The 25675-nt window shown below is 71.9% G+C and carries 30 protein-coding genes; 5 read left to right on the top strand and 25 right to left on the bottom strand.

Annotated features, from left to right (window positions below):
* Nucleotides 1–30 precede the first annotated feature (30 nt).
* Both nucS and OCU29_RS12415 read left to right on the top strand, forming a co-directional pair.
* Nucleotides 31–708: an endonuclease NucS gene (gene nucS, locus OCU29_RS12420; protein WP_261820169.1), complete on the top strand. Its 678-nt coding sequence runs from the start codon at nucleotides 31–33 to the stop codon at nucleotides 706–708.
* A 37-nt stretch (nucleotides 709–745) separates the two neighbouring features.
* Nucleotides 746–1285, top strand: coding sequence for a DUF952 domain-containing protein (locus OCU29_RS12415; RefSeq protein WP_261820168.1), 540 nt, complete (start codon nucleotides 746–748; stop codon nucleotides 1283–1285).
* Here the strand turns inward: OCU29_RS12415 and OCU29_RS12410 are convergent.
* From OCU29_RS12410 to OCU29_RS12375, 8 genes are all read right to left on the bottom strand, one after another.
* Complete coding sequence (locus OCU29_RS12410) at nucleotides 1282–1746, bottom strand: hypothetical protein (protein ID WP_179617041.1); 465 nt, start codon at nucleotides 1744–1746, stop codon at nucleotides 1282–1284. The genes OCU29_RS12415 and OCU29_RS12410 overlap by 4 nt on opposite strands.
* Before the next feature lie 8 nt (nucleotides 1747–1754).
* On the bottom strand, nucleotides 1755–2462 hold the full coding sequence (locus OCU29_RS12405; protein WP_179617042.1) for an ABC transporter ATP-binding protein: 708 nt from the start codon (nucleotides 2460–2462) through the stop codon (nucleotides 1755–1757).
* Nucleotides 2459–3301 carry an ABC transporter ATP-binding protein gene (locus OCU29_RS12400; protein WP_261820167.1) on the bottom strand — a complete coding sequence of 281 codons (843 nt, stop codon included), beginning with the start codon at nucleotides 3299–3301 and terminating at the stop codon, nucleotides 2459–2461. Before OCU29_RS12400 ends, OCU29_RS12405 begins: the two co-directional genes overlap by 4 nt.
* The gene (locus OCU29_RS12395) at nucleotides 3288–4430 is read right to left on the bottom strand and encodes a branched-chain amino acid ABC transporter permease (protein WP_179617044.1); all 1143 of its coding nucleotides are present in this window, start codon (nucleotides 4428–4430) and stop codon (nucleotides 3288–3290) included. Before OCU29_RS12395 ends, OCU29_RS12400 begins: the two co-directional genes overlap by 14 nt.
* The gene (locus OCU29_RS12390; RefSeq protein ID WP_179617045.1) at nucleotides 4427–5338 is read right to left on the bottom strand and encodes a branched-chain amino acid ABC transporter permease; all 912 of its coding nucleotides are present in this window, start codon (nucleotides 5336–5338) and stop codon (nucleotides 4427–4429) included. Before OCU29_RS12390 ends, OCU29_RS12395 begins: the two co-directional genes overlap by 4 nt.
* Nucleotides 5335–6804 (bottom strand): ABC transporter substrate-binding protein, encoded by a 1470-nt coding sequence (locus tag OCU29_RS12385; protein WP_261820166.1) that lies wholly within the window; start codon nucleotides 6802–6804, stop codon nucleotides 5335–5337. Before OCU29_RS12385 ends, OCU29_RS12390 begins: the two co-directional genes overlap by 4 nt.
* Complete coding sequence (locus OCU29_RS12380) at nucleotides 6801–8054, bottom strand: hypothetical protein (protein WP_261820165.1); 1254 nt, start codon at nucleotides 8052–8054, stop codon at nucleotides 6801–6803. Before OCU29_RS12380 ends, OCU29_RS12385 begins: the two co-directional genes overlap by 4 nt.
* Before the next feature lie 183 nt (nucleotides 8055–8237).
* Nucleotides 8238–9155, bottom strand: coding sequence for an FAD-dependent oxidoreductase (locus OCU29_RS12375; protein WP_179617048.1), 918 nt, complete (start codon nucleotides 9153–9155; stop codon nucleotides 8238–8240).
* A 111-nt stretch (nucleotides 9156–9266) separates the two neighbouring features.
* Between OCU29_RS12375 and OCU29_RS12370 the strand changes: the two genes are divergently transcribed.
* Nucleotides 9267–10343 carry an alpha/beta fold hydrolase gene (locus OCU29_RS12370; RefSeq protein ID WP_261820164.1) on the top strand — a complete coding sequence of 359 codons (1077 nt, stop codon included), beginning with the start codon at nucleotides 9267–9269 and terminating at the stop codon, nucleotides 10341–10343.
* Here OCU29_RS12370 and OCU29_RS12365 read toward each other — a convergent pair.
* The 5 genes from OCU29_RS12365 to OCU29_RS12345 are packed head-to-tail and all read right to left on the bottom strand — an operon-like array spanning nucleotide 10340 to nucleotide 14270.
* Nucleotides 10340–10864 (bottom strand): ferritin, encoded by a 525-nt coding sequence (locus OCU29_RS12365; protein WP_179617050.1) that lies wholly within the window; start codon nucleotides 10862–10864, stop codon nucleotides 10340–10342. The two genes, OCU29_RS12370 and OCU29_RS12365, sit on opposite strands and share 4 nt — an antisense overlap.
* 57 nt (nucleotides 10865–10921) lie before the next feature.
* Nucleotides 10922–11143 carry a hypothetical protein gene (locus OCU29_RS12360; protein ID WP_261820163.1) on the bottom strand — a complete coding sequence of 74 codons (222 nt, stop codon included), beginning with the start codon at nucleotides 11141–11143 and terminating at the stop codon, nucleotides 10922–10924.
* A gap of 43 nt (nucleotides 11144–11186) precedes the next feature.
* The gene (locus OCU29_RS12355) at nucleotides 11187–13223 is read right to left on the bottom strand and encodes a protein meaA (protein WP_179617052.1); all 2037 of its coding nucleotides are present in this window, start codon (nucleotides 13221–13223) and stop codon (nucleotides 11187–11189) included.
* Nucleotides 13224–13274: 51 nt separating this feature from the next.
* Nucleotides 13275–13583: an STAS domain-containing protein gene (locus OCU29_RS12350; RefSeq protein ID WP_179617053.1), complete on the bottom strand. Its 309-nt coding sequence runs from the start codon at nucleotides 13581–13583 to the stop codon at nucleotides 13275–13277.
* 60 nt (nucleotides 13584–13643) lie between these two features.
* A complete protein-coding gene (locus tag OCU29_RS12345; protein WP_261820162.1) occupies nucleotides 13644–14270 on the bottom strand; it encodes a hypothetical protein in 627 nt (208 codons plus the stop codon).
* Between the two features lie 58 nt (nucleotides 14271–14328).
* Here OCU29_RS12345 and OCU29_RS12340 point away from each other — a divergent pair, with 58 nt between their 5' ends.
* Both OCU29_RS12340 and OCU29_RS12335 read left to right on the top strand, forming a co-directional pair.
* The gene (locus OCU29_RS12340; RefSeq protein ID WP_179617055.1) at nucleotides 14329–14901 is read left to right on the top strand and encodes a cob(I)yrinic acid a,c-diamide adenosyltransferase; all 573 of its coding nucleotides are present in this window, start codon (nucleotides 14329–14331) and stop codon (nucleotides 14899–14901) included.
* 10 nt (nucleotides 14902–14911) lie between these two features.
* The gene (locus OCU29_RS12335) at nucleotides 14912–15673 is read left to right on the top strand and encodes a hypothetical protein (protein WP_261820161.1); all 762 of its coding nucleotides are present in this window, start codon (nucleotides 14912–14914) and stop codon (nucleotides 15671–15673) included.
* Nucleotides 15674–15682: 9 nt separating this feature from the next.
* Here the strand turns inward: OCU29_RS12335 and OCU29_RS12330 are convergent, their stop codons facing one another.
* The 12 genes from OCU29_RS12330 to OCU29_RS12275 all read right to left on the bottom strand — a co-directional run bounded on the left by OCU29_RS12330 (nucleotide 15683) and on the right by OCU29_RS12275 (nucleotide 25557).
* Entirely contained in the window at nucleotides 15683–16897 is a 1215-nt protein-coding gene (locus OCU29_RS12330; RefSeq protein WP_261820160.1) for an MFS transporter, read from the bottom strand.
* 283 nt (nucleotides 16898–17180) lie between these two features.
* The gene (locus tag OCU29_RS12325; protein WP_179617058.1) at nucleotides 17181–17627 is read right to left on the bottom strand and encodes a DUF2550 domain-containing protein; all 447 of its coding nucleotides are present in this window, start codon (nucleotides 17625–17627) and stop codon (nucleotides 17181–17183) included.
* 77 nt (nucleotides 17628–17704) lie between these two features.
* On the bottom strand, nucleotides 17705–18103 hold the full coding sequence (locus tag OCU29_RS12320; RefSeq protein WP_179617059.1) for a F0F1 ATP synthase subunit epsilon: 399 nt from the start codon (nucleotides 18101–18103) through the stop codon (nucleotides 17705–17707).
* Nucleotides 18103–19557 carry a F0F1 ATP synthase subunit beta gene (atpD, locus tag OCU29_RS12315; protein ID WP_179617060.1) on the bottom strand — a complete coding sequence of 485 codons (1455 nt, stop codon included), beginning with the start codon at nucleotides 19555–19557 and terminating at the stop codon, nucleotides 18103–18105. The genes OCU29_RS12320 and atpD overlap by 1 nt, the downstream gene beginning before the upstream one ends.
* Nucleotides 19558–19575: 18 nt before the next feature.
* A complete protein-coding gene (locus OCU29_RS12310) occupies nucleotides 19576–20490 on the bottom strand; it encodes a F0F1 ATP synthase subunit gamma (RefSeq protein WP_179617061.1) in 915 nt (304 codons plus the stop codon).
* 2 nt (nucleotides 20491–20492) lie between these two features.
* Nucleotides 20493–22130: a F0F1 ATP synthase subunit alpha gene (atpA, locus tag OCU29_RS12305; RefSeq protein WP_179617062.1), complete on the bottom strand. Its 1638-nt coding sequence runs from the start codon at nucleotides 22128–22130 to the stop codon at nucleotides 20493–20495.
* Nucleotides 22131–22180: 50 nt separating this feature from the next.
* Entirely contained in the window at nucleotides 22181–22999 is an 819-nt protein-coding gene (locus OCU29_RS12300; protein ID WP_261820159.1) for a F0F1 ATP synthase subunit delta, read from the bottom strand.
* Nucleotide 23000: 1 nt separating this feature from the next.
* Nucleotides 23001–23540: a F0F1 ATP synthase subunit B gene (locus OCU29_RS12295; RefSeq protein WP_179617064.1), complete on the bottom strand. Its 540-nt coding sequence runs from the start codon at nucleotides 23538–23540 to the stop codon at nucleotides 23001–23003.
* A 35-nt stretch (nucleotides 23541–23575) separates the two neighbouring features.
* A complete protein-coding gene (locus tag OCU29_RS12290) occupies nucleotides 23576–23782 on the bottom strand; it encodes a F0F1 ATP synthase subunit C (protein WP_219633601.1) in 207 nt (68 codons plus the stop codon).
* Between the two features lie 121 nt (nucleotides 23783–23903).
* Complete coding sequence (atpB, locus tag OCU29_RS12285; RefSeq protein ID WP_218876399.1) at nucleotides 23904–24695, bottom strand: F0F1 ATP synthase subunit A; 792 nt, start codon at nucleotides 24693–24695, stop codon at nucleotides 23904–23906.
* A 103-nt stretch (nucleotides 24696–24798) separates the two neighbouring features.
* Complete coding sequence (locus OCU29_RS12280) at nucleotides 24799–25041, bottom strand: AtpZ/AtpI family protein (RefSeq protein ID WP_261820158.1); 243 nt, start codon at nucleotides 25039–25041, stop codon at nucleotides 24799–24801.
* 27 nt (nucleotides 25042–25068) lie between these two features.
* A complete protein-coding gene (locus tag OCU29_RS12275) occupies nucleotides 25069–25557 on the bottom strand; it encodes a hypothetical protein (RefSeq protein WP_261820157.1) in 489 nt (162 codons plus the stop codon).
* Between the last annotated feature and the right edge of the window lie 118 nt (nucleotides 25558–25675).

Below are 25675 nucleotides of genomic sequence, written 5' to 3'. Positions count from 1 at the left end.
AGGAGCGACCGGCAGGTAGGTTCTGGGTCCGTGAGACTCGTCGTTGCCCGCTGCCAGGTCGACTACGCCGGTCGGCTCACCGCCCACCTCCCGATGGCGACCCGGGTGCTGATGATCAAGGCCGACGGCTCGGTGCTCGTGCACTCCGACGGTGGCTCCTACAAGCCGCTGAACTGGATGTCGCCGCCGTGCACCCTGACCGAGGGGCACGACGAGCACGGCACCGCCGAGTGGGTGGTGACCTCCACGAAGACCGGTGACAGCCTGCGCATCCTGCTCGAGGAGGTGCACAGCGACTCCTCCCACGAGCTCGGCGTCGACCCCGGGCTGGTCAAGGACGGCGTCGAGAAGCACCTGCAGGAGCTGCTGGCCGAGCACCCGGCCACCCTCGGCGAGGGCCTGGTGCTGGTGCGTCGCGAGTTCCCCACCGCCATCGGCCCCGTCGACCTGATGTGCCGCGACTCCGAGGGCCGGTCGGTCGCGGTCGAGATCAAGCGCCGCGGCGAGATCGACGGCGTCGAGCAGCTGACCCGCTACCTCGAGCTGCTCAACCGCGACCCGCTGCTGGCGCCGGTGCGCGGCATCTTCGCGGCCCAGGCCATCAAGCCGCAGGCACGGGTGCTGGCCACCGACCGGGGCATCTCGTGCGCCGTCGTCGACTACGACGCGCTGCGTGGCATGGACGACCCCGAGGCGCGCCTGTTCTAGCGTCCCGGGCCCGACCGGGCCCCGTAGGGTCGCGGGCGTGCTGATCTTCCACATCGCCACGGCCGCCGACTGGGCCGCCGCGCGGGCCGGCGGGGCCTACACCACCTCGACGCGCGGGCGCACCCTCGAGGAGGAGGGCTTCATCCACGCCGCGCGGGCCGAGCAGTGGCGAGGTGTGCACGCGCGCTACTACGCCGACGTCGACGAGCCGCTGGTGCTGCTCGAGATCGACACCGACCGGCTGCGCAGCGACGTGGTGCAGGAGCCGGCCGTCCCCGGGGGCGCCGAGACGTTCCCCCACGTCTACGGCCCGATCGAGCCGTCGGCGGTGCTGCGTGCGGTGCCGGTGCGCGACGCGCTCGCGGCGACGTCCTTCAGCGCGCTGTTCCTGCGCGAGCTGATGCGGGCGGCGCTGCTGGGCCTGCTGGTGGTCGCCCTGGCCGCGGCCGGGGCGCTCCTGCTCGACGGGACCCTCGGGGGCTGGGGCGTGCTGGTGGGTGCCGTCGCCGGCGCCGGGCTGGGTGTCGCGGTGGCCGTGGCCCTCGGTCGGCGCGACGCGAGGGCCCGGCGCGGCTAGATCCGCTCGAGCCGTCCGAAGGTCGGCGGCTGGCAGACCCGGCAGGCCTGCAGGGTGCTGCCGGCGACGTCGGTCAACGGCACCAGGTGCGCCTCCGCACGCGCCTCGGGCAGCGCGCACTCGACGCGGTGGTAGGACTCGCTGCCGGCGACCACGTAGGAGTCCAGGCCCGCGCCCGCGGCACCCGCGTCGGCCCCCTGGCGCTCGACGGCCAGCGCGACCCGCTCGACGGCGGCCTCGAGCCGGGCCATGTCGGTGCGGAAGTTCTGCACCAGGATCATGGCGGCCCCCACGACCACCACCGCGATGCCGACGATGCCGCCCGAGATCAGGTACGGGAACTGGGCCGGCACGTAGTCGGTGCTCGCGGCACCGTTCCAGCCGAAGAAGATGATCAGCAGGCCGAGGAGGGTGAGCAGCACTCCGAGCTGCCCGCCGAGACGACCGAGGTTGTTCTGCATGGTGGCTCCTAAGCTCCGAGGTAGGCCTCTCGGAGGTTGACGTTGCGGATCTGCTCCCCCACGGCGGTGTGGAGCACGGTGCCCTTCTCCATCAGCAGGGCGCGGTCGGCGAAGGGCAGCGCCCCCGCGTTCTGCTCGACCATCAGCACGGTGGTGCCGCCGTCGCGGATGCGCGAGGTGACCTCCCAGACCGTCGTGGCCAGCGCCGGGCTCAGGCCCAGCGACGCCTCGTCGATGAGCAGCAGGCGCGGGCGCGACATGAGCGCCCGGCCCACGGCCAGCATCTGCTGCTCCCCGCCCGAGAGGGTGCCGGCCAGCTGGTCGGCGCGCTCCACGAGGCGGGGGAAGTAGTCGAGCACCAGGTCCTGCTGCTCCCGCACGGCCCGCGGGCTGCGCCGCTGGCTCCACGCCCCCAGGCGCAGGTTCTGGCGCACCGTGAGCCGCGGGAAGACGCGGCGCCCCTCCGGGCACAGCGAGATGCCCTGCTTGACCCGGGCCGAGGGCGAGCGCCGACCCAGCGAGCGACCGTCGAGGCGGACCTCGCCGGCCTGCGGGCGCAGCAGCCCGGCGATCGTGTTGACGGTGGTGGACTTGCCGGCGCCGTTGAGGCCCAGCAGCACGCACACCTCGCCCTCCTCCACGTCGAACTCGACCTGGTGCAGCACCGGGTGCGGGCCGTAGCCGACGACCAGGCCGCGGACCTCGAGCAGGCTCATCGGGGTCCTCCCACCAGGGTCATCGTGTCGGTGTCGGTATCGGTGTCGGGTTGTGGTGCGGGCGCGGGGTCCGGCTCGGGCTCGGTGCCCAGGTAGGCGCGCGCCACCTCGGGGTGGCGGCGTACGTCGTCGGGCTTGCCCTCGGCGAGCACCTCGCCGAAGTTGAGGCAGTAGACGTAGTCGGAGACCCGGGTCACCAGCGGCACGTGGTGGTCGATCATCACGATGCTCAGGCCGAACTGCTGGCGCAGCTCCAGCAGCGTGTCGCCCAGGGCGTGGGCCTCCTCGGGCCCCATCCCCGAGCCCGGCTCGTCGAGCAGCAGCAGGTCGGGGTCGGTGGCCAGCACGGCCGCGATCTCGACCTTCTTCAGCACGCCGTAGGGCAGGTCGGCGACCCGCTCCTCCCCCACGTGCCGCAGGTCGAGCAGCTCGAGGATCAGGTGGCTGCGCTCGCGGATGCGGCGCTCCTCGCCGAAGGTGGTCGGGCCGCCTGCGATGCCGGCCCACGGGTCGTAGGAGACCTGCAGGTGCTGGGCGGTGGCGAGGTTCTCGCGCACCGTGGCGTTCTTGACCAGCCCGACGTTCTGGAAGGTGCGCCCGATCCCGAGCGCGGTCCGCTTGTGCACCGGCAGGCCGGTGATGTCGCGGCCGCGGTAGGCGACCCGGCCGGCGGTCGGGCTGTAGAAGCCGGTGATGCAGTTGAAGAGCGTGGTCTTGCCGGCGCCGTTGGGACCGATGATCCCCACGATCTCCCACTCCCCCGCCCGCAGGCTCACGTCGTTGAGGGCGGTGATGCCGCCGAAGCGGATGGTCAGGTTGCTGATCTCAAGCACGGACATCGGTGACCTCCACGTCGTCGACGCGACCGGCGTGCCGGTCGAAGCGGTGCCCGGTGAGCCAGAGCCGGATCGGCGCGACCTGCTGGCCGATGCCCCCGGGGTAGAGCGTGAGCGTCAGGACCAGCAGGACCGGCCCGACCACCAGCGAGACGAACTCGGTGGGCAGCCCCAGCAGGCCCTCGAAGAACCCCTCGAGGCCGAACATCGCGACCAGGGCACCCTCCTCGAGCAGCGCGAAGAACACCGCACCCAGCACGACCCCGGTGCGGCTGCGCAGCCCGCCGACGACGGTCATCAGCACGAAGAGCAGCGCCAGGCGGAAGTCGAACGAGCTCGGCACGATGACCTCGTCGTGGTGGGCCACCAGCGAGCCGGCCACGCCGGCGAAGAGGCCCGAGACGGCGAAGGCCACCAGGATGTAGGCACGCACGTCGATGCCGTACGACGACGCGACTCGCGGGTTCTCGCGCAGCGCGGCCATGGCGCGGCCGGCCTTCGAGGCCGTCAGGCGCCAGTCGATCCACAGCACCAGCGCCAGGAACGCCAGGCACAGGTAGTAGTAGCGGTAGCCGCTGGTGAAGAAGTCCGGGCGCGGGGCCGGCTTGCCGCCCTCGCCGCCGGTCAGCGAGGTGATCCCGAAGAGGGTCTCCTGCGCGAACGAGCCGTAGGCCAGCGTCACCAGGGCGAAGTAGAGGCCGGTCAGGCGCAGCGAGACCGCGCCGAGCAGCACCGCCTGGACCGCCCCGAAGAGCGCGGCCACCCCGACGGCGAGGAAGAAGCTGAGCTGGAGGTTGGTGACGATGTAGGCGGAGGCGAAGGCCCCGACCCCCACGAAGGCCTGGTGGCCCAGCGAGATCTGGCCGCAGTAGCCGAGCAGCACGTTGAGCGACAGCGCGCCGATGGCGTAGATGACGGCCAGCGAGGCGACGTCGATGTCGGTGACCCCGACCTCGAAGGGCGACAGGACGTTGAGCGGCAGGGCCAGCACGACCCACGCCAGCACCGCCCAGACCAGGCCACGCGCGGTCCAGCCGGCCCGGCTGGGCCGGAAGCGCGGCTCGGGGGCGGCGACGGGCGTCGTCTCGGGCTCGGCCGGGACGGCCGGCAGCACCTGGGTGGAGTCGCTCATGCCGTCGCCGCCGCTCGGGGGACGAAGATGCCGTGCGGCTTGACCAGGAGCACGACCAGAAGGAAGCCGAAGAGGAGCATCGCCCGGGCGCCGGGGACCTCGATCATCACCGAGAGCGTGCCCATCTGCTCGACCACGCCGACGGTCAGGCCGCCGGCCACGGCACCGGGCATCGAGCGCATGCCCGCGAGCACCGCCGCCATGAAGCCCGGCAGCAGCGCCCGTCCGGCGCCGAAGCTGAGGAAGCCGGCGGTGAAGGTCAGGTTGGGGCCGGACAGGATGCCGGCCAGGCCGCCGAGCAGGGCGGCCATCGCCCAGGTCAGCATCGAGACCCGACGCACGCTGATGCCCACGAGCTCGGCCGCGGTCGGCTCCTGCTGCGCGGCCTGGATGGTCAGCCCCGCGGGCGAGCGGAAGAACAGCGCCAGCAGCACCGAGGCCACCACCAGCACCCCCAGGGTGATCAGCTGCTGCACCGTGACCGGGGCACCGATCACCGGCACCAGGAAGAAGGAGTCGACGATGCGCGGCATGGTCATGATCAGCGTCTCGTTGAACTGCCAGAACTGGATGCCGATGGCGGCCAGCGCCACGCCCGCCGTGCCCACCAGGACCGTGACCCGCGAGGCGTTGCGCAGCGGGTGCACCACCAGCCGCTCGGTCAGCAGCCCCATCGCGACCGCGACCCCGAGGCCGAAGGCGATCGCCCAGGTGTAGCTCCACCCCCACAGCGTCAGGGCGGCGTACGCCGCGAAGAGCCCGGTGGTGCCGAACTCGGCCTGCGCGAAGTTGAAGACGCCCGAGGCCCGGAAGACCAGCACGATGCCCAGCGCGACCAGCGCGTAGACGCAGCCCTGGAGGAGGCCGGTGACGATGGCGACGCCGACCTCCTGGCCCAGCCCGCTCATGGCCGCTCGTTGCGCCGGACGGTGACGAACTCGTTCTTGTTGCAGTCGGCCCGCAACAGGTTCATCGCCGTGCCGCCGAACCGGCTCGAGAAGCTGGTCGGCGGGTAGACGCCGGGGTTGAAGTTCTTGGTGCGGGCGATGGTGCCCATGAACGACTCGCGGGTCAGGTCCTTGCCCGTGGCCCGCAGGATCGCGCCCACCATCTCCTCGGCGCCGTAGATCGCGGCGCCGATGTCGTCGGGGGCCGAGCCGTTGCGCTGCTGGTAGGCCTGCACGAACGTCTTGTTCTGGCGCATCACGTCCATGCCCGGGAAGGGCGAGTAGAACAGCGACCCGCTGACGTTGGGGCAGCCGACCGAGGCCACGATGTTCAGACCGTTGGTCAGGCCGGGGCCGATGAAGGTCACCGAGCAGGCCATCGACTTGAGCACGTTGAGGAACGAGCTGGGGCTGGCGTTCCAGAGCACCACCTTGGCGCCGCTCTGGCAGATCGAGGTGCCGACCGCCGGTGCGTCGCTCGTGGTGTTCTTGGGGATCCGGCGCGAGAGCACCAGGTTGCCGCCGGCCACCGACTTCACCGCGCTGTCGGCGCGGGAGTAGAAGTTGTCGAGGCTGTCGTTGTCGGCCACGATCACGCCGACCTTGTCGCCGCCGAACTCGCTCTTGACCAGCTTGGCCAGCAGCGGCACCTGCTGCTCGTAGGTCAGCGACAGCGCGAAGTACGTCGACAGGTTGGCCAGCGGACCGAGGCCGGGGCGGGTCTCGTGGACGCCCGCCGACAGGTAGGGCACCCCCACCGCGGAGGCGTAGCGGGCGCACGCGTCGATCTGGTCGGCGCCGGCGCCCCCGATGAGCAGGAAGACCTCCTCCTGCTCGACCATGGTCTTGCACACCGACCGGGCGCGGTTGGGGTCGAACCCGTCGTCCTCGAAGAGCACCTCGACCTTGCGGCCGTTGATGCCGCCGGCGCGGTTGACGGCGTCGAAGTAGACGCCGACGGCGTTCTCGAAGGAGGCCTGCGGGATCGCGGCCGCACCGGTGACCGGGGCGTGCACGCCGATCTTGATGGTCGAGGAGGTGACGCCGGTGCTGTCGCCGCCGGAGGTGCCGCCGGGCTCACCGGGCAGCGGCGAGCCCTCGTCGCCGGGACCGCCCGAGCCGCCGGTCCCACCGGTGCCGGAGTCCCCCGAGCCGCCGCTGCCGGAGCTGCCACCGGAGCCGCCGGACCCGCCCCCGAAGCCGCCGGACCCGCCGCCCGAGCCGCCGAGGTCGCCCCCGCCGGCACCGGAGAAGTCGCCGCCCTCGCCGCCGGGCGCGCCGAAGGCGTCGCCCGCTGCGCCCTGCTGCACCTGGCCGCCGGCGTAGACCGTGCCCACGCCGGCCTTCTGGCCGCAGCCGGTGGCCGTGAGCGCGAGGACGAAGCCCAGCGCGGCCACGCGGCGCGCGCTCGTGCGCCCGCCCCTCATCGGGCGACCTTGGTCAGGGCGAGGGTGCGGGTCTCGCGCAGCCGGTCGAGCGCACGGCTCACACCGCGCCGGTTGGCCGCGGGGTCGGGCCGACCGGCGGGACCCAGCGCGAGCATCATCAGGTAGGCCAGTCCCAGGACCAGCGGCAGCAGCACCACGGTGCTGCGCGGCAGGCCGGAGTACCAGGCCGGCATCGCGGAGACGGGTGCTGCCGCCGCGTCGAGGTCGCCCTCGACGCTGCCGCCCGCACCGTCCGCGCCGGCACCCGGGTCGGAGGAGCCGGGCGCACCCAGGTCGCCCAGGTCGCCACCACCACCGCCGCCACCGTCGTCGAACCCGCCCAGGCCCTCGGTGCCCGTGGACCCACCGAGGGAGCCGCCACCGCCGTCCGAGGAGCCGGTCGTCCCGCCGCCGTCCGTCGAGCCGCCGTCGGTCCCCTCCCCGCCGGGTACGGCGTCGGGTGCGGTGGTGCGGACCTCGAGGCCCACGCCGTCGGCGCCCGGGCCCGCGAAGGAGACGTCGAAGGTGACCGGGGCGTCGGCCTGCTCCACCAGGACCACGGAGCGCGAGCCGACGAAGTCGGTCTCCAGCCACCCGGCGGCCACCTCGGTCAGGTCGAAGCTCCAGCGCCCGTCCTCGTCGCGCTCACCGACGGCCGAGGCCAGCTCGCAGTCGTGGGCGGGCCGGTTCTTCCACGCGGCGCCCTGCCCGTCGGCCCAGAAGACCTCCGTCACCGGGCAGGCGACCAGGGCAGCCACCTCGGCGCCGAGCGCCGCGGCGGGCTCGCCCGACTCCTGCAGCACCATCTCGAACCGGTCGATGCTCGAGCCGGGCTCGGCCTCGAAGGAGAACTCGATGGCCGAGAGCTTGGCGGTCTCCCCGAGCAGCGCGGCGACCGGCATCGCGCCGGCCGGCGTGTTCGGGGAGGGCGGCTGCGGGGCCGCGACGACGCCGGTGTCCGGCGGCGGCTCGTTGGCGACGTACCACCACCCGGTCTTGACCACGGCGGCACCGCGCAGGGTGCCCGGCTCGAGGCCGGCCTTCTTCGCGCGCTTCTGCTTCTCGGCCGTGCGGTCCCGGCCCGCGCGGCGCGGGGTCGCCTGCTCGGCGTCCTGGGCCGCGGCGCCGGTGGCGGCGGCCGCCTCGGGCAGCGGTGCGGCACCACCGGGGTCGGCTGCGGCGGCCAGGCCGGGCAGGACGGTGATGACAAGGGCCGGCAGCACCGGCAGCACGAGTCGGGAGAGCGACACGGGAGGCTCCTGGCAAGGGGACGGGGGCGGGGCGACGTCGGGGGACGTCGAGGAGATGAACGACGCCACCCGGGCCGGGTAACGCCCGTCACACCCGGAATCGCCGGATACCGGCCCAGGAGCCGTGGTGGTCCAGACCGTCCACCCCCTGAGACGGCTCTCAGTTGACGGGAGCGCCCCGGGTCAGCCGACGAGCGAGGTGACCTCGTCGGCGCAGCCCCAGCTCAGGGTCACCCCGGCCCCACCGTGGCCGTAGCAGTGCACCACGTCGCCCTCGCGCTCCAGGCGGACCGACGGGCGGGCCGGGCGCAGCCCGACCCGGTGCCCCAGCACCCGCGCGCCCGCCAGCTGCGGCACCAGCCGGGTGGCCCGCGCCAGCACCTGCTCGGCGACCAGCGGGTCGGGGGTGCGGCTCCACTCCCCCTCCTCGGCCGTGCCGCCGACGACGACGTCGTGCTCGCGCGGCACGACGTACGTCGGCCCCTCGCCGTCGATCACCCAGCGCGAGATCCCCACCTGCGCCAGGCGCACGACCTGCCCCTGCACCGGCACCACGGTGCGGTCCGAGGCGAGCAGGCGCGAGCCGATCCCGGCGCACGACACCACGACGTCGACGCCGCTCGCGGGACCGGGCTCGGGCAGGGCGGAGAGGTTGAGGCGGGTCACGGTGCCGCCCAGCTCGTCGACCCGGGCCAGCAGCCACCGCAGGTAGACGGGCATCTCGACCACGGGTGCGGCGAAGGACCACCCGTCGGCGTAGCCCGCGGGCGGCGAGGACAGCCTGGTCAGGTCGGGCACCGCGGAGCGCCACCACGGGTCGGGCGCGGGCAGCCGCACCAGCTCGTCGCCCTCCTGGACGCGCACCCCCGTGCCCGGCACGTCGGCCAGGCGGACGAGCTCGTCCAGGCACGTGGCCGACCAGGCGGTCACCCGCTCCTGGGGCAGTGCCCGGTAGGGGTACCAGATCGCCGCCGCCACGGCGCTGGTCGTCTCCAGCGGCAGGTCGCGAGCCACCACGTCGACGCGGTGTCCCGCCTCCAGGAGCCGCACGGCGCAGCTCAGCCCCACGACGCCGGCACCGACCACGACCACCCTGCCCATGGCAGGAGTCTGGCAGGAAGGCGCCGCCCGCGGGGGCGCACAGCGTGACGTCGCACACGTCACATACCGATGGTTTGTGAGCGCGGCTCCTATTGACATACGTTCAACGCCATGAGGCCCACCCTGCGCACCCTGCTCGTCGGACTACTCGTGGGCGCGCTCAGCGGCGCCGTCGTCGGCGCGCTCGCCGGACAGGCCGCCGCCGACGGCACCGGGGGCTCGACGGTGATCTCGCGAGGGGTGGCCTTCGACCTGGTCAACACCAACGACACCCACCTGCTGTGCCTGCCCGACGGCGACGACTACGTCGTCGAGGCCCGCCTGATCGGCCCCCGCGACGAGGTGCTCGGGCGCGCCGGCTCGCGCCGGATCAACGTGCTCGTGCACGACGCGGGCACCGGCGGCTGGTTCTGGGGCATGGACTCCCCCCGGCGCTACGACTACGCCCGCCAGCTGGCCCGCCGCGGCGAGACGTCGCTGGTGCTGACCCGGCTGGGCTACGACGAGAACGGGCTCGGCTCCGGGCGCGACACCTGCCTGGGCGCCCAGGCCACGATGCTGCACCAGGTCGTGCAGCACCTGAAGTCGGGCAGCTACCGCTTCACCGGCGACGTCGGCACGACGACCCCGCACGCGGGTCACGTCGTGGTGCACGGGCACGGCGTCGGCGCCGCCGTGGCGCAGCTCGAGGCCTCGACCTTCGACGACGTCGAGGGCCTGGTGCTGATGTCGTGGACCGACACCCAGTTCACCAGCCGCGCCATCGCCGAGGCCACCCGCCAGGGCACCACCTGCCTCTCCGCCGACTACGCGAGCTTCGGTGAGACCCGCGCCGACTACCGCGACCTGCTCTTCGCCTCCGCGCCCGCACGGGTGCAGCGCCAGGCCGCGCGCCAGCGCAACGACGTGCCCTGCGGCGACGTGCTGAGCCTGGGCGCGATGGTGACGTCGCTGACCCTGGGCACCGGGGACATCGAGGCGCCGGCCCTGCTCCTCTTCGGCGACCAGGACGTCCGCACCCGTGCGGGCGCCGCCGAGCGCCAGGCCGACCGGTTCCGCTCCAGCGAGGCGGTGCGCACCCGCACCTTCAGCGGCGCCGGCAGCGCGCTGCCGCTCGAGCGGTCGGCTCCGCGGGTGCGGCGCGAGGTGCTGTCCTTCCTGGCCACCACCCGCGGCGGGCGCGACTAGGAGCCGGCGGCGCGGGGCGCGGTGGGGTCGTCGATCCCGGCGTCCTGCTCGCGCGCGACGTACTCCTCGATGTCCTCGACGTCGTCGAGGTTGCGTCGCACGACGGCCAGGAGGTCCGACATGGTCGCGATCTCCTCGACCTGCTCCTTGATGAACCACTGGAGGAACTGCTCGGAGGCGAAGTCCTGCTCCTCGCGCGCGGTGCGCACCAGGTCGTAGATCTGCTCGGCGACCTGGCGCTCCTGCTCCAGCGCCAGGGCGACCGGCCCCACGACGTCGTCGAAGGAGCACTGCGGTGCCGGCACGCCGGGGATGACGACGGACGCGTCGGTGTCGAGCAGGTACTGCATCATCATCATGGCGTGGTCGCGCTCCTCCAGCGCCTGGGCGTAGAAGAACGCCGCCATCTGCGGCATCGTCTCGGCGTCGTAGTGCACGGCGCAGGCCAGGTACTGCTGGTGGGCGGCCAGCTCGTGGCCGATCTGGGCGTTGAGCTGGTCGACGAAGCGCGGTGCGGGCACGGGGTTCCTCCGGAGGTCTGGCAGGTGAGGGTGGCGGGTGGCGGGCGACCCCGCAGGTCAGGCCGAGGCGGCCAGCTGCTTCTTGGTCACCTTCGAGCCGTCGAGCCGCACGAGCCGGCGCTTCTTGACGGTGTAGCCGGAGGGAAGGGTGCCCTCCTTGAGCATGCGCAGGGGGCAGCGGCCGCACTTGCTGCGCGACTCGCAGCACTCGGTCTTCGGCAGGCGGACCACGGTCGCGCCCTTGCCCTTGCCGCCCTTCTTGCCCTTGCTCTTGCCCATGCAGGCACGGTAGCACGCAGTTAGGTGAGGCTTACCTGCTCGCTCAGCGGTCGGTCGGCAGGTCGTTGGCCCGGCGGATCACGTCGACGATGCCGCCCATGATCTCGGTCAGGCCGAAGTCCTTGGGCGTGTAGACCGCTGCGACACCCTGCTCGGCGAGCTTGCGGGCGTCGGAGTCGGGGATGATGCCGCCCACGATGACGGGGATGTCACCGGCCCCGGCCTCGCGCAGCCCGGCCAGCACCGCCGGCACCAGCTCCATGTGGGAGCCCGAGAGGATCGAGAGGCCCACGCAGTGCACGTCCTCGGCGACGGCCGCCGAGACGATCTGGGCCGGGGTGAGCCGGATCCCCTGGTAGACGACCTCGAAGCCGGCGTCACGGGCGCGCACCGCCACCTGCTCGGCACCGTTGGAGTGCCCGTCGAGACCGGGCTTGCCGACCAGCAGCCGCAGCCGCCCGCCCAGCTCCTCGCCGGTGGCCCGGACCCGCTCGCGCACGGCGGTGAGCTCGGTGCCCGCCTCCGCCACGCCCACGGCACCGGAGACCCCGGTCGGGGCACGGAACTCGCCGAAGACCTCGCGCAGGGTGCCGGCCCACTCACCGGTCGTGGCGCCGGCGCGGGCCGCGGCCAGCGTCGGGCCCATCAGGTTCTCGCTGCCCTTGGCCGCCGCGGCCAGGGCAGCCAGCGCATCGGCGACCTCCTGCTCGTCGCGCTGGGCCTTCCAGGCGCTCACCGACTCGCGCGCCGACTGCTCGGCGCGGGGGTCGGCGGTCATGATGGCGCCGTCGAGGTCGGAGGTCAGCGGCGAGGGCTCGGTGGTCTCGTACCGGTTGACGCCGACGATGATCTCCTGGCCGTCCTCGATGCGTGCGCGGCGCGCAGCGTGCGCCGAGACCAGCTCCTCCTTCATGTAGCCCGACTCGACGGCCGCGATCGCGCCGCCCATCGCCTGGACCCGGTCGATCTCGGCCTTGGCGCCGGCGACCAGCTCGGCCACCTTGGCCTCGATGACCGTGGAGCCCTCGAAGATGTCGTCGTACTCGAGCAGGTCGGACTCGAAGGCCAGCACCTGCTGCAGGCGCAGCGACCACTGCTGGTCCCAGGGCCGCGGCAGGCCCAGCGCCTCGTTCCACGCCGGCAGCTGCACGGCGCGGGCGCGGGCGTTTTTGGACAGCGTCACCCCGAGCATCTCCAGCACGATGCGCTGCACGTTGTTCTCGGGCTGCGCCTCGGTCAGGCCCAGGGAGTTGACCTGGACGCCGTAGCGGAACCGGCGCATCTTGGGGTCCTGCACGCCGTACCGCTCGCGGGTGATCTCGTCCCACAGCTCGACGAAGGCGCGCATCTTGCACGTCTCCTCGATGAAGCGCACCCCGGCGTTGACGAAGAAGCTGATGCGCCCCACGACCTTCTCGAAGTCCTCGTCGGCCACCTGGCCGGACTCCTTGACCTGGTCGAGCACCGCGATCGCGGTGCACAGCGCGTAGGCCAGCTCCTGGGTCGGGGTCGCCCCGGCCTCCTGCAGGTGGTAGCTGCAGATGTTGATCGGGTTCCACTTCGGGATCTGGTGGACCGTGTAGGCGATCATGTCGCTGATCAGGCGCAGGGAGTGCTCGGGCGGGAACACGTAGGTGCCCCGCGACAGGTACTCCTTGATGATGTCGTTCTGGGTGGTGCCGGCCAGCTGGGCGGCGACCTCCTCGGGCGACAGGTCGGGGTTCTGCTCCTCCGCGACCACCTGGTACATCGCCAGCAGCCACATCGCGGTGGCGTTGATGGTCATCGACGTGTTCATCGACGTCAGCGGGATGTCGGCGAAGAGGTGGCGCATCTCGCCCAGGTGCGGCACCGGCACCCCCACCTTGCCGACCTCGCCGGTCGACATGACCGAGTCGGGGTCGTAGCCGGTCTGGGTCGGCAGGTCGAAGGCCACCGACAGGCCGGTCTGGCCCTTCGAGAGGTTGTTGCGGTACAGCTCGTTCGACGCCTGGGCGGTCGAGTGGCCGGCGTACGTGCGCATCACCCAGGGGCGGTCCTTCTCAGGACGCTCGAGCAGGGGTCGGTCCTTCTCCGTCATGGACAGAGGGTAGAACGGGATCTACGCGCTGGTAACCGCCTCCGGTGTGGCTTATCCGACACCGAGCGCGGGCCGGTCGACGTCGACGACCCGGATCAGGTGGGACAGGTGCAGCAGGCGGCGCACGGCAGGGCCGCACCCGCGCAGGGTCAGGTGGCCGCCGCGCAGGTCGGCGGCCCGGCTGGCCACGGCCAGCACCCGCAGCGCGGTCACGTCGGCCCCCTCGACAGCGCTCAGGTCGACCACGACGTGCTCGTGGTGGGCCAGGTGCTCGTAGACCGCCGTGCGCACTTCGGTCGTGCTGCGCACGTCGAGGTCGCCGACCAGTCTCACGGTCGCTCCGTCGGTGCTGATCTGCATGTGCCCTCCCACCCTGCCGGGCCCGCTCCCCCGATGGAACGGGACTCCGCGAGGTCGTCCTCACCCACCTTGACGCGTCAGCGGCCCGGATGGTTGCACCGAACGGGCACTTTTCTCGCGTGTCGCCCCGACCAGGGCCAGACCAGCGGTGCCCACGGCCAGCAGGGCCATCCCGGCGACGCCCTCGGGGGCGAAGATGTGGCCCACGTGGACCAGCCAGGCGCCGGGCAGCAGCGGCAGCCCCGCCAGCGCCCGCGGCCCCCGTCGCACCACCTGGTCGGACAGCAGCAGCACGACGCAGACCAGCAGCGCCCACGAGCCCACCTCGCCCAGGGGCGTGCCGATGCGGAACATCTGGCTGACCGCGGGCGGGCGGGGCACGCCGGGGCCCAGCTGGTGGGTGACCCAACCGGCGCCGATGCCGCTCACGACGTCGAGCGCGGTGTAGAAGGTCGCGTAGACGTAGGCCGAGACCCGCACCAGCCAGGCCAGCGGGTCGCTGCGCCCACGCACCAGGACCGCCAGCGCCAGCCCCACGAGCGGGAAGACCAGCAGACCCGGCAGGTGCAGGGCGTACCAGCGCCAGGCGGTCTCGTAGGACAGCGAGTGCGGGTGGAAGAGCCCGGCCACGGCCAGGCTCAGGCCCGGCAGGCCCAGCAGCAGCGGCCAGAGGAAGTCACGTCGCACGACGCGAACCTACGCACGGCCCGCTGGCGCCGCGACCACCCGTGGCTACCCTTCAGCCATGGTCAACCTGACGCGCATCTACACCCGCACCGGCGACGCCGGCGAGACCCGGCTCGGCGACATGAGTGTCACGACGAAGACCGACACCCGGCTGCAGGCCTACGCCGACGTCGACGAGGCGAACGCGCACCTGGGCCTCGCGGTCGCGCAGGGCGACCTCGAGGAGGAGGTCGTCGCCGTGCTCGTGCACGTGCAGAACGACCTGTTCGACGTGGGCGCCGACTTCTGCACCCCGGTCGTGCCCGACCCTGAGTACCCGCCGCTGCGGATCACCCAGGACTACGTCGACCGGCTCGAGGGCTGGTGCGACGTCTACAACGAGCCGCTCGAGAAGCTGCGCTCGTTCATCCTGTCCGGCGGCACGGTCGGGGCGGCGCACCTGCACGTCGCCCGCACCGTCGTACGCCGCGCGGAGCGCTCGGCGTGGGCCGCGCACGCCGAGCACGGCGAGAGCATGAACCCGCTCGCGATCACCTACCTCAACCGCCTCTCCGACCTGGTCTTCATCCTGGCCCGGCACGCCAACCGCGAGCGCGGCGATGTGCTGTGGGTGCCCGGCGGAGAGCGCTGAGGAGACGACGATGACCCCCGACCGGTTCTGGCGGCTCATCGACCTGCTCGACGGCACCGCCGACGAGGAGTCGGTGCAGCTGATCGAGGCGGCGCTGGCCCCGGGTGAGGAGGAGACCTTCGCCGACGCCGTGCTCGACCACGTCGACCGGCTGCTGGCGCGCCGCGAGGCCCTCGTCGCGCACGCCTGCGACAGCCCGTACCCGGTCGCGGCGGCGGTCGTGGCGGCCGGGCGCGAGGTCTACGAACGCGAGCTGACGCTCGACGGCCCGCTCGACCCGGCGCAGTGGCAGGCGCACGAGTCGGAGGAGCTGCTGGTGGTGGGGCTCGGTGAGCCGGACCCGTCCCGGCCCCGCGGCAGCGACCAGACCTGGGCCGAGCAGCTGGGGCTGCACCTGCAGTGGCGCTCCACCCAGGTGCCGGAGGGAGTCCTGACGAGCTGGGGCGCGGAGATCGCCGAGCTCGACGGCGTGGTCGGCGACGACCCCTCCTTCGGCCGGATCCCGACCGACGACCCGCAGTGGCACGAGGCGCTGAGCCGGCTCGCCGCCGACCCCGAGTTCCACCGGCGTCGCGAGGCCGTCGCCGACCTCGAGCTGCACGTCGTGGTGCGCGACACCGACGAGGCCACGCTGAGCGCCTACCCCGACGCCGAGGCCGCCGAGCACGTGGTGCTCGTCGTCCCGGTGGGGGCGCTGACCGCCGATGCCGACCGCGCCGAGGCCTACGTCGAGGCCGTGGTCACGATGCTCGTGTCGTTGACCGAGGACTAGGCGCCAGGCCTAGGACCCGACGACGTCGCTGCGCACTCGGGTGGCCCCGACGCTGAGCGCGGCCGGGAGCATGAGCGCGGCGACGACCAGGAGCACCTCCAGGGTGCCGATGCGGTCGGCGAGCCGGCCCAGCAGCGGCGGCCCGGCCAGGAACGCCCCGTAGCCGATCGTCGAGACCACCGAGACCCGCAGCGCCGCCCCCTCCGGGTCGTCGGCGGCGGCGCTCATGCCGACCGGGAAGCCCAGCGAGGCACCCAGGCCCCACACCAGGATGCCCAGCGCGACCAGCACGAGCGTGCCACCCAGCGCGGTCAGCAGCGCGCCCAGGAGCGCCAGCCCGGCACAGCCGAGCAGCACGGGGGCCCGCCCCCACCGGTCCAGGAGCAGGGGGCCCACCAGCCGCCCCACGGTCATCGCCACCACGAAGAGCGTGAAGCCGGCCACCCCGACCCACTGCTCGACGCCGTAGCCGTCGATGAGGGCCAGGGACAGCCAGTCGTTGGCGGTGCCCTCCACCATCGCGAAGCACAGCACCATCACCCCGATCGCGAGCGTGCGCGGCTCGGTCCACGCCGAGCGACGCACGGGACGCACCAGCGGCGAGAGGGGCTCCGCGGCCGGGGGCTGCGCCGGCCAGAAGCGGGATGCACTCCCCCAGGCCAGCACCAGCGCGACGACGCTGACCGCCAGCAGGTGTGCCAGCAGGGGCAGCCCCAGCGCCAGGACCAGCACGCCGACCCCCGCCCCGAGGATCGAGCCCAGGCTCCAGCCGGCGTGGAAGCGCGGCATGATCGTGCGGGCCAACCGCCGCTCGACCTCGGCGGCCTCGACGTTCATGGCGACGTCCCAGACGCCGATGCCGGTGCCGTGCACCAGCAGACCCGCCGCCGTGAGCGGCAGGGAACCGGCGGTGACCCCGACGGCGGCGACCGCCAAGCCGCAGGTGTCGAGGCCGGCGCCCAGGCGCACGGTGGCACCGGCGCCGATGCGGGTGATGACGTGACCGGTGCTCGGCAGCGCCACCAGCGACCCGATCGCCACCGCGAGCAGCAGCAGGCCCAGGGCCCCGTTGCTCAGGGCCAGGCGCTCGCGCACGTCGGGCAACCGCGAGACCAGCGAGGCGAAGACCAGCCCGTTGAGGACGAACGTGAGCGCCACCGCGTCGCGGGCGCGCCGGAGGGTGGGGTCGGTCCCGTCCAGGGCCCGATCAGCGGTGCGGAGCATGCGGCCATGGTGCCAGTTGACCGGTCAACCAGCCAAGCGACGAGCAGTCCCGTCGGCAGCGAGCCCCCCACCGTTGGTTGAGCAGCGAGGGCCCCACCGTTGGTTGAGCAGCGAGGGCCGAAGGCTCGAGCGTCGCCGAAACCCCGTGAGCCCACGGCGTACGGCGAGCACGGCTCTCACCGGGTCTCGACGACGCTCCTCGCTGGCGCTCGTCACTGCTCGACCAACGACGCCGAGCCGGCCCGTTCACACCAGCCGGGTCGGCGAACAGGAAGCGGGGAGCTCAGCGGGAGCCGGGCATCTCCGCTCCCGGGGGGCGGGCCTCCAGCCACGACTGGAACCCGGTCAGCGAGGAGGCGCTCATGGCCAGCTCGACGTCGCCCGCGTCGCTGCGGCACACGATGACCACGTGGTCGGGGAAGAGCGAGGACTGCTCGGGACCCTCGGTCGCGCGCCGGCGCTCGTAGGTGAGGTCGGTGCGCTGCCAGGTGCGCTTGGGGCGGGGCGAGAGGGAGAAGATGCGGAACCACTCCAGCTGCTCGCCGGAGTAGCGCCCGATGCCGAGAAGCCAACCGCGCCCGGCCCTGTCGGACCGGACGCGGTGGCTGAGCTCGAAGGTGCCGCCGTCACGTGCGATGACGCGACGACGCACGACCAGGGCGAGGCCGTAGAGGAGGACGAGCACCAGGAGCACACCGGCTGCGTCGAGCAGCCACTGCCACACCGGCATCCACGTCCCCCTGCCTGAGTCCCGACCGCGTTGAGGACATCACCTTAGCGGCACGGTCGGGACCCTGGCAGGCGGGGTCAGCCCGCCTTCTCGGCTGCCCGGATGCGCGCCTGCGCACGGCGCAGGTGCAGCTCACGCTCGTCGCCGGTGGGCATGCCCTCGGCAGCCTCCAGCGCCGCGTGCGCCTCGTCGATCTTGATCTCCTCGGCCAGCAGGGCGTGCTGGGTCAGGATCGAGACCCGGTCACCGGCGACGGAGAGGAACCCGCCGTCGACGGCCGCGTGCACGACCCCCTCGACCGCGCTGATCTCGACAGCGGCCTCGGTGAGCAGCGACAGCAACGGGGCGTGACCGGGCAGCACGCCCAGGTCACCCTCCGTCGTGCGGGCGATGACCATCGACGCCTCGCCGGACCACACGGTCCGGTCGGCGGCGACGAGCTCGACCTGCAGGCCGGTGCCGACGTCGTCCGCCATCAGAGGTTCTTCTGGATCTCGGCCCACTTCTTCTCGACGTCGTCCAGACCGCCGCACATGAAGAAGGCCTGCTCGGCCACGTGGTCGTACTCGCCCTCGGCGATCTTGTTGAACGCCTCGATCGTGTCGGCGACCGGCACGGTCGAACCCTCGATGCCGGTGAACTGCTTGGCCACGTAGGTGTTCTGCGACAGGAACCGCTGGATGCGGCGGGCGCGGGACACGATGACCTTGTCCTCCTCCGACAGCTCGTCGACACCGAGGATGGCGATGATGTCCTGGAGCTCCTTGTTGCGCTGCAGGATCTGCTTGACGCGGATCGCGCAGTCGTAGTGCTCCTTGCCGATGTACTGCGGGTCGAGGATCCGCGACGTCGAGGTCAGCGGGTCCACGGCCGGGTAGATGCCCAGCGAGGCGATCTCGCGCGACAGCTCGGTCGTCGCGTCGAGGTGCGCGAACGTGGTGGCCGGCGCCGGGTCGGTGTAGTCGTCGGCGGGGACGTAGATCGCCTGCATCGAGGTGATCGAGTTGCCTCGCGTCGAGGTGATCCGCTCCTGCAGCACACCCATCTCGTCAGCCAGGTTGGGCTGGTAGCCCACGGCCGAGGGCATCCGACCCAGCAGGGTCGAGACCTCCGAGCCGGCCTGGGTGAAGCGGAAGATGTTGTCGATGAAGAGCAGCACGTCCTGGTTCTGCACGTCGCGGAAGTACTCCGCCATCGTCAGCGCCGAGAGCGCGACCCGCAGGCGGGTGCCCGGCGGCTCGTCCATCTGGCCGAAGACGAGGGCGGTCTGCCCGAGGACGCCGGCCTCCTCCATCTCGACGATGAGGTCGTTGCCCTCACGGGTGCGCTCGCCGACACCGGCGAACACCGACACACCACCGTGGTTCTTGGCCACACGGGCGATCATCTCCTGGATGAGCACCGTCTTGCCCACGCCGGCGCCGCCGAACAGGCCGATCTTGCCGCCCTGCACGTAGGGGGTCAGCAGGTCGATGACCTTGATGCCGGTCTCGAACATCTGGGTCTTCGACTCGAGCTGGTCGAAGGCCGGAGCCTTGCGGTGGATGCCCCACCGCTCGTGCTCGGCGAGCTGCTCGCCCTCGCTGAGGTTCAGCACGTCGCCGGTCGCGTTGAACACGCGGCCGAGCGTCACGTCGCCCACCGGCACCATGATCGGCTCACCGGTGTCGACGACCTGGCCGCCGCGGACGAGGCCGTCGGTCGGCTTCAGCGAGATCGCGCGGACCATGCCGTCACCGATGTGCTGGGCCACCTCGAGGGGCAGCACCGTGGTCTCACCGTTGAGGACGACCTCGGCGGTGAGCTTGTTGTAGATCTCGGGCATGTTGTCGACGGGGAACTCCACGTCGACGACCGGGCCGATGACGCGGGCGATGCGGCCCACGCTGGCCCCGCCGGCCTGGGTGGTCTCTTCAAGCGTTGCAGTCATGTCTCTCACTCACTCCACTTATTCGGCACCGGCGTTGGCGTCGGCGAGCGCGTTGACGCCACCGACGATCTCGCTGATTTCCTGGGTAATGCCGGCCTGGCGGGCCTGGTTGGCGATCCGCTTGTACTTCTTGATGAGCTCTTCGGCGTTGTCGGTGGCCGACTTCATCGCCTTCTGGCGGGCGGCGAGCTCGGAGGCAGCCGCCTGCAGCAGGCAGAAGAAGATCCGCGACTGCACGTACTGCGGCAGCAGCCCGTCCAGGACGGCCTCGGGCGAGGGCTCGAACTCGTAGAGCGGCAGCAGCTCGGACTCGTCGGGGGCCTCCTCGCCCTCGACGACCTCGAGCGGCAGCAGCCGCACCGCGGTCGGCTCCTGGGTCAGCATCGACACGAAGCGCGTGTAGACCACGTGCACCTCGTCGACGTCACCCTCCTCGCCCTGCTCGCGCAGGAACCGCTCGATGAGCGTCTCGCCGATCTCGGCCGCGACGTCGTACGAGGGCTGGTCGGAGAAGCCGGTCCAGGTCTGCTCGACGGGGCGCTGGCGGAACTTGTAGTACGCCTCGCCCTTGCGGCCCGCGATGAAGGTGTCGATCTCCTTGCCCTCCTCGCGCAGCCGCTCGGCAAGCCTCTCGGCCTCCTTGAGCACGCTCGAGGAGTAGGCCCCGGCCAGGCCACGGTCGCTCGTCACGATCAGGACGGCGGCCCGCTTGGGGTTCTCCTCCTCCTTGGTCAGCGGGTGGTCGACGTCCGAGAACGTCGCCACCGCCGACACCGCACGGGTCAGCTCACGGGCGTACGGCGCTGCCGCCTGTGCCCGCTGCTGCGCCTTGACGATCCGGGACGCAGCAATGAGCTCCATGGCGCGCGTGATCTTCTTCATCGACTCGGTCGACTTGATCCGCGCGCGGTACTCACGCAGCGATACGGCCATGGTCAGCCCCGCTTCTGCTTGACGATCTGCTCCTGGCCGAGCTCGTCGTCCTCCATCGCCTCGGCCTCGGCCTCGTGGCCGACCTTGATCGAGCCGCCGTCGGAGGTCTCGAACTGGTTGAGGAAGGAGTCGTACGCGCTCTCCAGGCCGGCCTCGTCCTCGAACTTCTGCGTCTCGCGGATCGAGGACAGGATGCCCTCGTGCGAGCGGCGCACGTAGTCGATGAACTCCTGCTCGAAGCGGATCACGTCGCCGACGGGCACGCGGTCGAGACGACCGGTGGTGCCCAGCCACATCGAGACCACCATGTCCTCGAGCGGGTACGGCGAGTAGGCCGGCTGCTTGAGCAGCGCCATCAGGCGCTGGCCGCGGTCGAGCTGCTGGCGCGAGGCGGCGTCGAGGTCGGAGGCGAACATCGCGAACGCCTCCATGGCGCGGAACTGCGCCAGGTCGACCTTGAGCGAGCCGGTGACCTTCTTCATGGCCTTGGTCATCGCCGCACCACCCACGCGCGAGACCGAGACACCCACGTCGATGGCGGGGCGCTGGTTGGCGGCGAAGAGGTCCGACTGCAGGAAGATCTGGCCGTCGGTGATCGAGATGACGTTGGTCGGGATGAACGCCGAGACATCGTTGGCCTTGGTCTCGATGATCGGCAGACCGGTCATCGAGCCCGCGCCGAGCTCGTCGGAGAGCTTCGCGCAGCGCTCGAGCAGCCGGCTGTGCAGGTAGAAGACGTCGCCGGGGTAGGCCTCGCGGCCCGGCGGGCGACGCAGCAGCAGCGACACGGCGCGGTAGGCCTCGGCCTGCTTGGTCAGGTCGTCGAAGACGATCAGGACGTGCTTGCCGTCGTACATCCACTGCTGGCCGATGGCCGAGCCGGTGTAGGGGGCGAGGTACTTGAAGCCGGCGGAGTCCGAGGCGGGCGAGGCCACGATGGTGGTGTACTCCAGCGCGCCGGCCTCCTCGAGGGCGCCACGCACCGAGGCGATGGTCGAGCCCTTCTGGCCGATCGCGACGTAGATGCAGCGCACCTGCTTCGTCGGGTCGCCGGAGTCCCAGTTCTGCTTCTGGTTGATGATCGTGTCGATCGCGATCGTGGTCTTGCCGGTCGCGCGGTCGCCGATGATCAGCTGGCGCTGGCCGCGCCCGATCGGGGTCAGCGAGTCGATCGCCTTGATTCCTGTGGCCATCGGCTCGTGCACCGACTTGCGGTCCATGACCGTCGGGGCCTGCAGCTCCAGGGCGCGGCGGCCGGCCGAGGAGATCTCGCCGAGGCCGTCGATGGGGTTGCCGAGCGGGTCGACGACGCGACCCATGAAGCCGTCGCCCACCGGGACCGAGAGGATCTCGCCGGTGCGGCGCACCGTCTGACCCTCCTCGATCTTGTCGAAGTCACCCAGGATGACGACGCCGATCTCGCGGGTGTCGAGGTTCAGGGCCAGGCCCCGGGTGCCGTCCTCGAACTCCAGCAGCTCGTTGGCCATCGCCGACGGCAGGCCGCTGACGCGGGCGATGCCGTCACCGGCGGAGGCGACGTAGCCGACCTCTTCACGGCTCGACGCGTCGGGCTGGTAGTCGGCGACGTACTTGGCGAGCGCGTCACGGATCTCGTCCGGACGGATGGAGAGCTCCGTCATCTTGGTGCCTTCTCTCTTGTGTCTCTACGAAGTCGGGTTGGTGCGGGCGGTCAGCCGACGAGGCGGCGGCGGGCGTCGTCGAGACGGCTGGAGATCGTCCCGTCGATGACGTCGTCGCCGATCTCGACCCGGATGCCACCGATCACGGCGGGGTCGACGACCACGTTGAGGTGGACGGGACGGCCGTACTGGCGCTCGAGGGCGCCGGCGAGCCGGGCGCGCTCGTCCTCGGGCAGGTCGCGAGCGACCCGCACCGTGGCGACGCCCTGCTGCTGGGCGGCGGCGGCGACCTTCTGGTACTCGGCCAGCGCGACCGCCACCGTGCGGTAGGTGCCGGCGAGCGCCTGGGTGACCAGGCTGGTCGTGGCGGGCAGGGCCTTGTCGCCGAGGAGGTCCTCGACGAGGCGGGCCTTGTCCTGGTGCGAGCGGGCGGGGTCGGAGAGGGCGTCACGCAGGGCGGGCGTCGTCTTGACGGCCTGCCCGAACGCGAACATCTCGTCGGCCAGGCGCGAGGCCTCGCCACCGGCCGAGCGCACCAGCGCCACGACGCTGAGGTGCTCGAGAGCGTCGGCGAGGTCGCGAGTGGCCGTCCAGCGACGGCTGACCGCCGAGCGCAGCAGGCCCAAGGCCTGCTCGCTCACCTTGCCGCCGACGACCTGGCCCACCAGGCCCTGACGGGCCTCGGGGGCCACCGAGGCGTCGGTGACGAAACGGCGCAGCGCACCCTCGCCCCGCAGGGTCGTCGCGACCGAGAAGAGGTCGCGACTGACCTGCGCGGCGACCTCCGGCGAGCCGGAGACGGAGGTCTCCAGCTCACCGGTCAGCGTGGCGACGGCGTCGGCCGATGCTCCGCGGAAGTCCGAGGTCATCTCAGTTGACCCCCGGCGTCCCGGTCTCGAGGTCGGCGAGGAAGCGCTCGACGACGCGGCCCTGACGGGCCTCGTCCTCCAGGCTCTCGCCGACGATGCGACCAGCCAGGCCGGTGGCCAGCGATCCGACCTCGGCACGCAGCGAGGCGACGGCCTGCTGGCGCTCCGCCTCGATCTGCGCCTTGCCGGCCTCGACGATGCGGGTCTGCTCGGCCTGCCCCTGCGCACGCAGGTCGCTGACGATCGCAGCGCCCTGCTCGCGTGCCTCCTCACGGATGCGCGCCGCCTCGTGGCGGGCGTCCGCGAGCTGGGCCTCGAGCTCGGCGAGCTTGGCGTCGGCCTCGGCCTGCTTGGTCTCGGCCGCCGCGAGGCCGCCCTCGATGGCGGCGGTGCGGTCGGCGTAGGCCTTCTCGAAGTTCGGGACGACGAACTTCCAGATCAGGCCGAGCAGGATGAGGAACCAGACTGCGCCGAGGATGATCTCGGACAGGTGCGGGATCAGCGGGTTGAGCTCTTCCGCTGCCCGAACGGACTCAGACATGTATCACCTCGTGAGGTAGGGCGCCGAGGCGTAGGTCACTGGATGGCGAAGGCGAGCGCGATGCCGATGATCGCCAGGGCCTCGGCGAGCGCGAAGCCGAGGATCGCGATCGACTGGAGGCGCGACTGGGCCTCGGGCTGGCGGGCGACACCGTTGATGTAGGCAGCGAAGATCAGGCCCACAGCGATCGCGGGACCGATCGTGGCGACGCCGTAGCCGAGCATGTTGAGAGAGCCGGTCACAGCTTTCCTTTCGTCGTGACGCAGGGCGCGTCGTGGAGTCTCATGACTTTGTTGACCATATGAAGTTGTGGGAATCGGGGGTGCGGGGCGGGCCCGCACGGTGCGCCGGGGCGCGTGCGGCTCAGTGCTCCTCGGCGACCGCACCGGCGACGTACATCGCGGTGAGCAGCGTGAAGACGTAGGCCTGCAGGAACATCACCAGCAGCTCGAGGGCGCTGACGAGGAAGAACATCAAGATGGCGCCGACGCCGCCGACGATGTTGAGCACCGAGGGCGAGGCCTCCACCAGCAGGTACTCCCCGCCCAGGGCGAAGAGGATCAGCAGCAGGTGGCCGGCGAACATGTTGGCGAAGAGTCGCAGCGCGAGCGTGACGGGGCGCACGACGATGTTGGAGAGGATCTCCAGGGGCACGATCAGCAGCAGCATCACGCCGCTGACGCCGGCGGGCACCGCGACGTGCTTGAGGTAGCCCAGCGCACCGTGCTTCCAGATGCCGACGCCGTTGTAGAGCAGCCACGACAGCAGCGCGAGGCCGTAGGCGTAGCCCGAGTGCGAGAACGTCGGGAACTGCACGATCGGGATCATGCCGAAGTAGTTGTTCACCAGGACGAAGGTGAACAGCGCGAAGAGGTAGGGCACGAACTTCATGAAGTGCTCGGAGCCGATCGACTCACGAGCGATCGAGTTGCGCACGCCGCCGTAGACGAACTCGCCGGCGAACTGCATTCGCCCGGGGACGACGGCGGCCTTGCGCGACATCGCGTAGAAGAGCGCGAAGATCAGCACCACGGACAGGCTGATCATCACCATCGGCTTGGTGACCTCGCCGACGATCGGCGGCAGGTCGAAGTCAGCCGGCCCGGGTGGCGTGAAGCCTCCCTCGGCCATGATCACCGCAACGGTGTCAAGCATCAACGCCCTGTCTCCTTCGTGTCGCATTCGGTGCAGAAGATCGTGCCGGTGCTGCTGGTCTTGGTGGTGCTGGGGTACGGACCGGGGTTCGTGCCGGAGGTGCTCACGCTTCGTGCTCCGCGGGCTTCTCGGGTGCCCGTCCGAAGCGGACGATCACCACGTAGAAGCCGAGCACCGCGCCGAGCACGAGTCCCACCGGCAGCAGGAACGAGGTTCCCAGCCAGCGGTCCCCCGCCCACCCGAGGCCCCCGTAGAGGAGCACACCGGCGCCCAACGACCCGAACGCGGCCCAGGGGTCCGTCGACGGCTCGCTCGAGCGATCGGGGACGTGGTCGTTCGGCGCCATGGCGATCCGGACGATAGCAGTCGCGCGTCACGTCGCGTCACCCGCGTCCTGCTCGGTGCCGGCCGCCGGGCGGACCGGGGCGCGCAGGTCGTAGACCGGGATGCGCACGCGCACCGCGGCGGTGACCTGCCCGGCCATCCACGCCAGCACCACGGCCAGCAGACCGCCGAAGAGCCAGCGGCGCTCAGCGACCCCCGCGAAGGCCGGCTGCTGGGACAGCGTCACCAGCAGGACCACCACGAGCATCAGCTGGAGCGTGTAGGTCAGCAGCGCCACCATCAGCGAGGCGTGCGGCATCAGGCCGCTGACCACGTCGACGGTGACCGAGCCGAAGAGCAGCACGGCCAGGACGGCCAGGGAGCCGATCAGCGCGGCGCCCGCGGCGTCGCCGCCGGCGAGGACCAGGCCGGCGCCCGCGACCAGGAGGCCGGGCACCAGCGCCGCCGTCGCCACGGCCCCGTGCAGCGCGACCGCGCCGGGGCGGCGGTCCTGCGTGGCGGTCGTCGCGGAGGTCATCGGCGGCCGTTCTCTGGGGGGCAGACGGAGGTCGAGGCGGTGCTCGCGAACCCTGCCGCGGCACCTCGTGAAAACTATCACAAGGTGTCGGTGCCCCGGCAAGTGGAACGATCCAGGC

It is taken from the genome of Nocardioides sp. OK12 (assembly GCF_024341885.1).
Lineage (GTDB): Bacteria > Actinomycetota > Actinomycetes > Propionibacteriales > Nocardioidaceae > Nocardioides > Nocardioides marinisabuli.
Note: the sequence above shows the minus strand (reverse complement) of the source record. Positions and strands in the feature narration are given on the sequence as shown.

What these genes read in the sequence shown, in the direction of transcription:
- OCU29_RS12330 (WP_261820160.1), bottom strand. Translation starts at nt 16,897, where the DNA reads ATGCTCCGCACCGCTGATCGGGCCCTGGACGGGACCGACCCCACCCTC.
- OCU29_RS12395 (WP_179617044.1), bottom strand. Translation starts at nt 4,430, where the DNA reads ATGAGCGACTCCACCCAGGTGCTGCCGGCCGTCCCGGCCGAGCCCGAG.
- atpA (WP_179617062.1), bottom strand. Translation starts at nt 22,130, where the DNA reads ATGACGGAGCTCTCCATCCGTCCGGACGAGATCCGTGACGCGCTCGCC.
- OCU29_RS12325 (WP_179617058.1), bottom strand. Translation starts at nt 17,627, where the DNA reads ATGCCGGTGTGGCAGTGGCTGCTCGACGCAGCCGGTGTGCTCCTGGTG.
- OCU29_RS12320 (WP_179617059.1), bottom strand. Translation starts at nt 18,103, where the DNA reads ATGGCGGACGACGTCGGCACCGGCCTGCAGGTCGAGCTCGTCGCCGCC.
- OCU29_RS12385 (WP_261820166.1), bottom strand. Translation starts at nt 6,804, where the DNA reads ATGAGGGGCGGGCGCACGAGCGCGCGCCGCGTGGCCGCGCTGGGCTTC.
- OCU29_RS12375 (WP_179617048.1), bottom strand. Translation starts at nt 9,155, where the DNA reads ATGGGCAGGGTGGTCGTGGTCGGTGCCGGCGTCGTGGGGCTGAGCTGC.
- OCU29_RS12280 (WP_261820158.1), bottom strand. Translation starts at nt 25,041, where the DNA reads ATGGCGCCGAACGACCACGTCCCCGATCGCTCGAGCGAGCCGTCGACG.
- OCU29_RS12390 (WP_179617045.1), bottom strand. Translation starts at nt 5,338, where the DNA reads ATGAGCGGGCTGGGCCAGGAGGTCGGCGTCGCCATCGTCACCGGCCTC.
- OCU29_RS12355 (WP_179617052.1), bottom strand. Translation starts at nt 13,223, where the DNA reads ATGACGGAGAAGGACCGACCCCTGCTCGAGCGTCCTGAGAAGGACCGC.
- OCU29_RS12400 (WP_261820167.1), bottom strand. Translation starts at nt 3,301, where the DNA reads ATGTCCGTGCTTGAGATCAGCAACCTGACCATCCGCTTCGGCGGCATC.
- OCU29_RS12370 (WP_261820164.1), top strand. Translation starts at nt 9,267, where the DNA reads ATGAGGCCCACCCTGCGCACCCTGCTCGTCGGACTACTCGTGGGCGCG.
- OCU29_RS12300 (WP_261820159.1), bottom strand. Translation starts at nt 22,999, where the DNA reads ATGACCTCGGACTTCCGCGGAGCATCGGCCGACGCCGTCGCCACGCTG.
- OCU29_RS12405 (WP_179617042.1), bottom strand. Translation starts at nt 2,462, where the DNA reads ATGAGCCTGCTCGAGGTCCGCGGCCTGGTCGTCGGCTACGGCCCGCAC.
- OCU29_RS12360 (WP_261820163.1), bottom strand. Translation starts at nt 11,143, where the DNA reads ATGGGCAAGAGCAAGGGCAAGAAGGGCGGCAAGGGCAAGGGCGCGACC.
- OCU29_RS12350 (WP_179617053.1), bottom strand. Translation starts at nt 13,583, where the DNA reads ATGCAGATCAGCACCGACGGAGCGACCGTGAGACTGGTCGGCGACCTC.
- OCU29_RS12275 (WP_261820157.1), bottom strand. Translation starts at nt 25,557, where the DNA reads ATGACCTCCGCGACGACCGCCACGCAGGACCGCCGCCCCGGCGCGGTC.
- OCU29_RS12340 (WP_179617055.1), top strand. Translation starts at nt 14,329, where the DNA reads ATGGTCAACCTGACGCGCATCTACACCCGCACCGGCGACGCCGGCGAG.
- OCU29_RS12335 (WP_261820161.1), top strand. Translation starts at nt 14,912, where the DNA reads ATGACCCCCGACCGGTTCTGGCGGCTCATCGACCTGCTCGACGGCACC.
- OCU29_RS12410 (WP_179617041.1), bottom strand. Translation starts at nt 1,746, where the DNA reads ATGCAGAACAACCTCGGTCGTCTCGGCGGGCAGCTCGGAGTGCTGCTC.
- atpD (WP_179617060.1), bottom strand. Translation starts at nt 19,557, where the DNA reads ATGACTGCAACGCTTGAAGAGACCACCCAGGCCGGCGGGGCCAGCGTG.
- OCU29_RS12310 (WP_179617061.1), bottom strand. Translation starts at nt 20,490, where the DNA reads ATGGCCGTATCGCTGCGTGAGTACCGCGCGCGGATCAAGTCGACCGAG.
- atpB (WP_218876399.1), bottom strand. Translation starts at nt 24,695, where the DNA reads ATGCTTGACACCGTTGCGGTGATCATGGCCGAGGGAGGCTTCACGCCA.
- OCU29_RS12295 (WP_179617064.1), bottom strand. Translation starts at nt 23,540, where the DNA reads ATGTCTGAGTCCGTTCGGGCAGCGGAAGAGCTCAACCCGCTGATCCCG.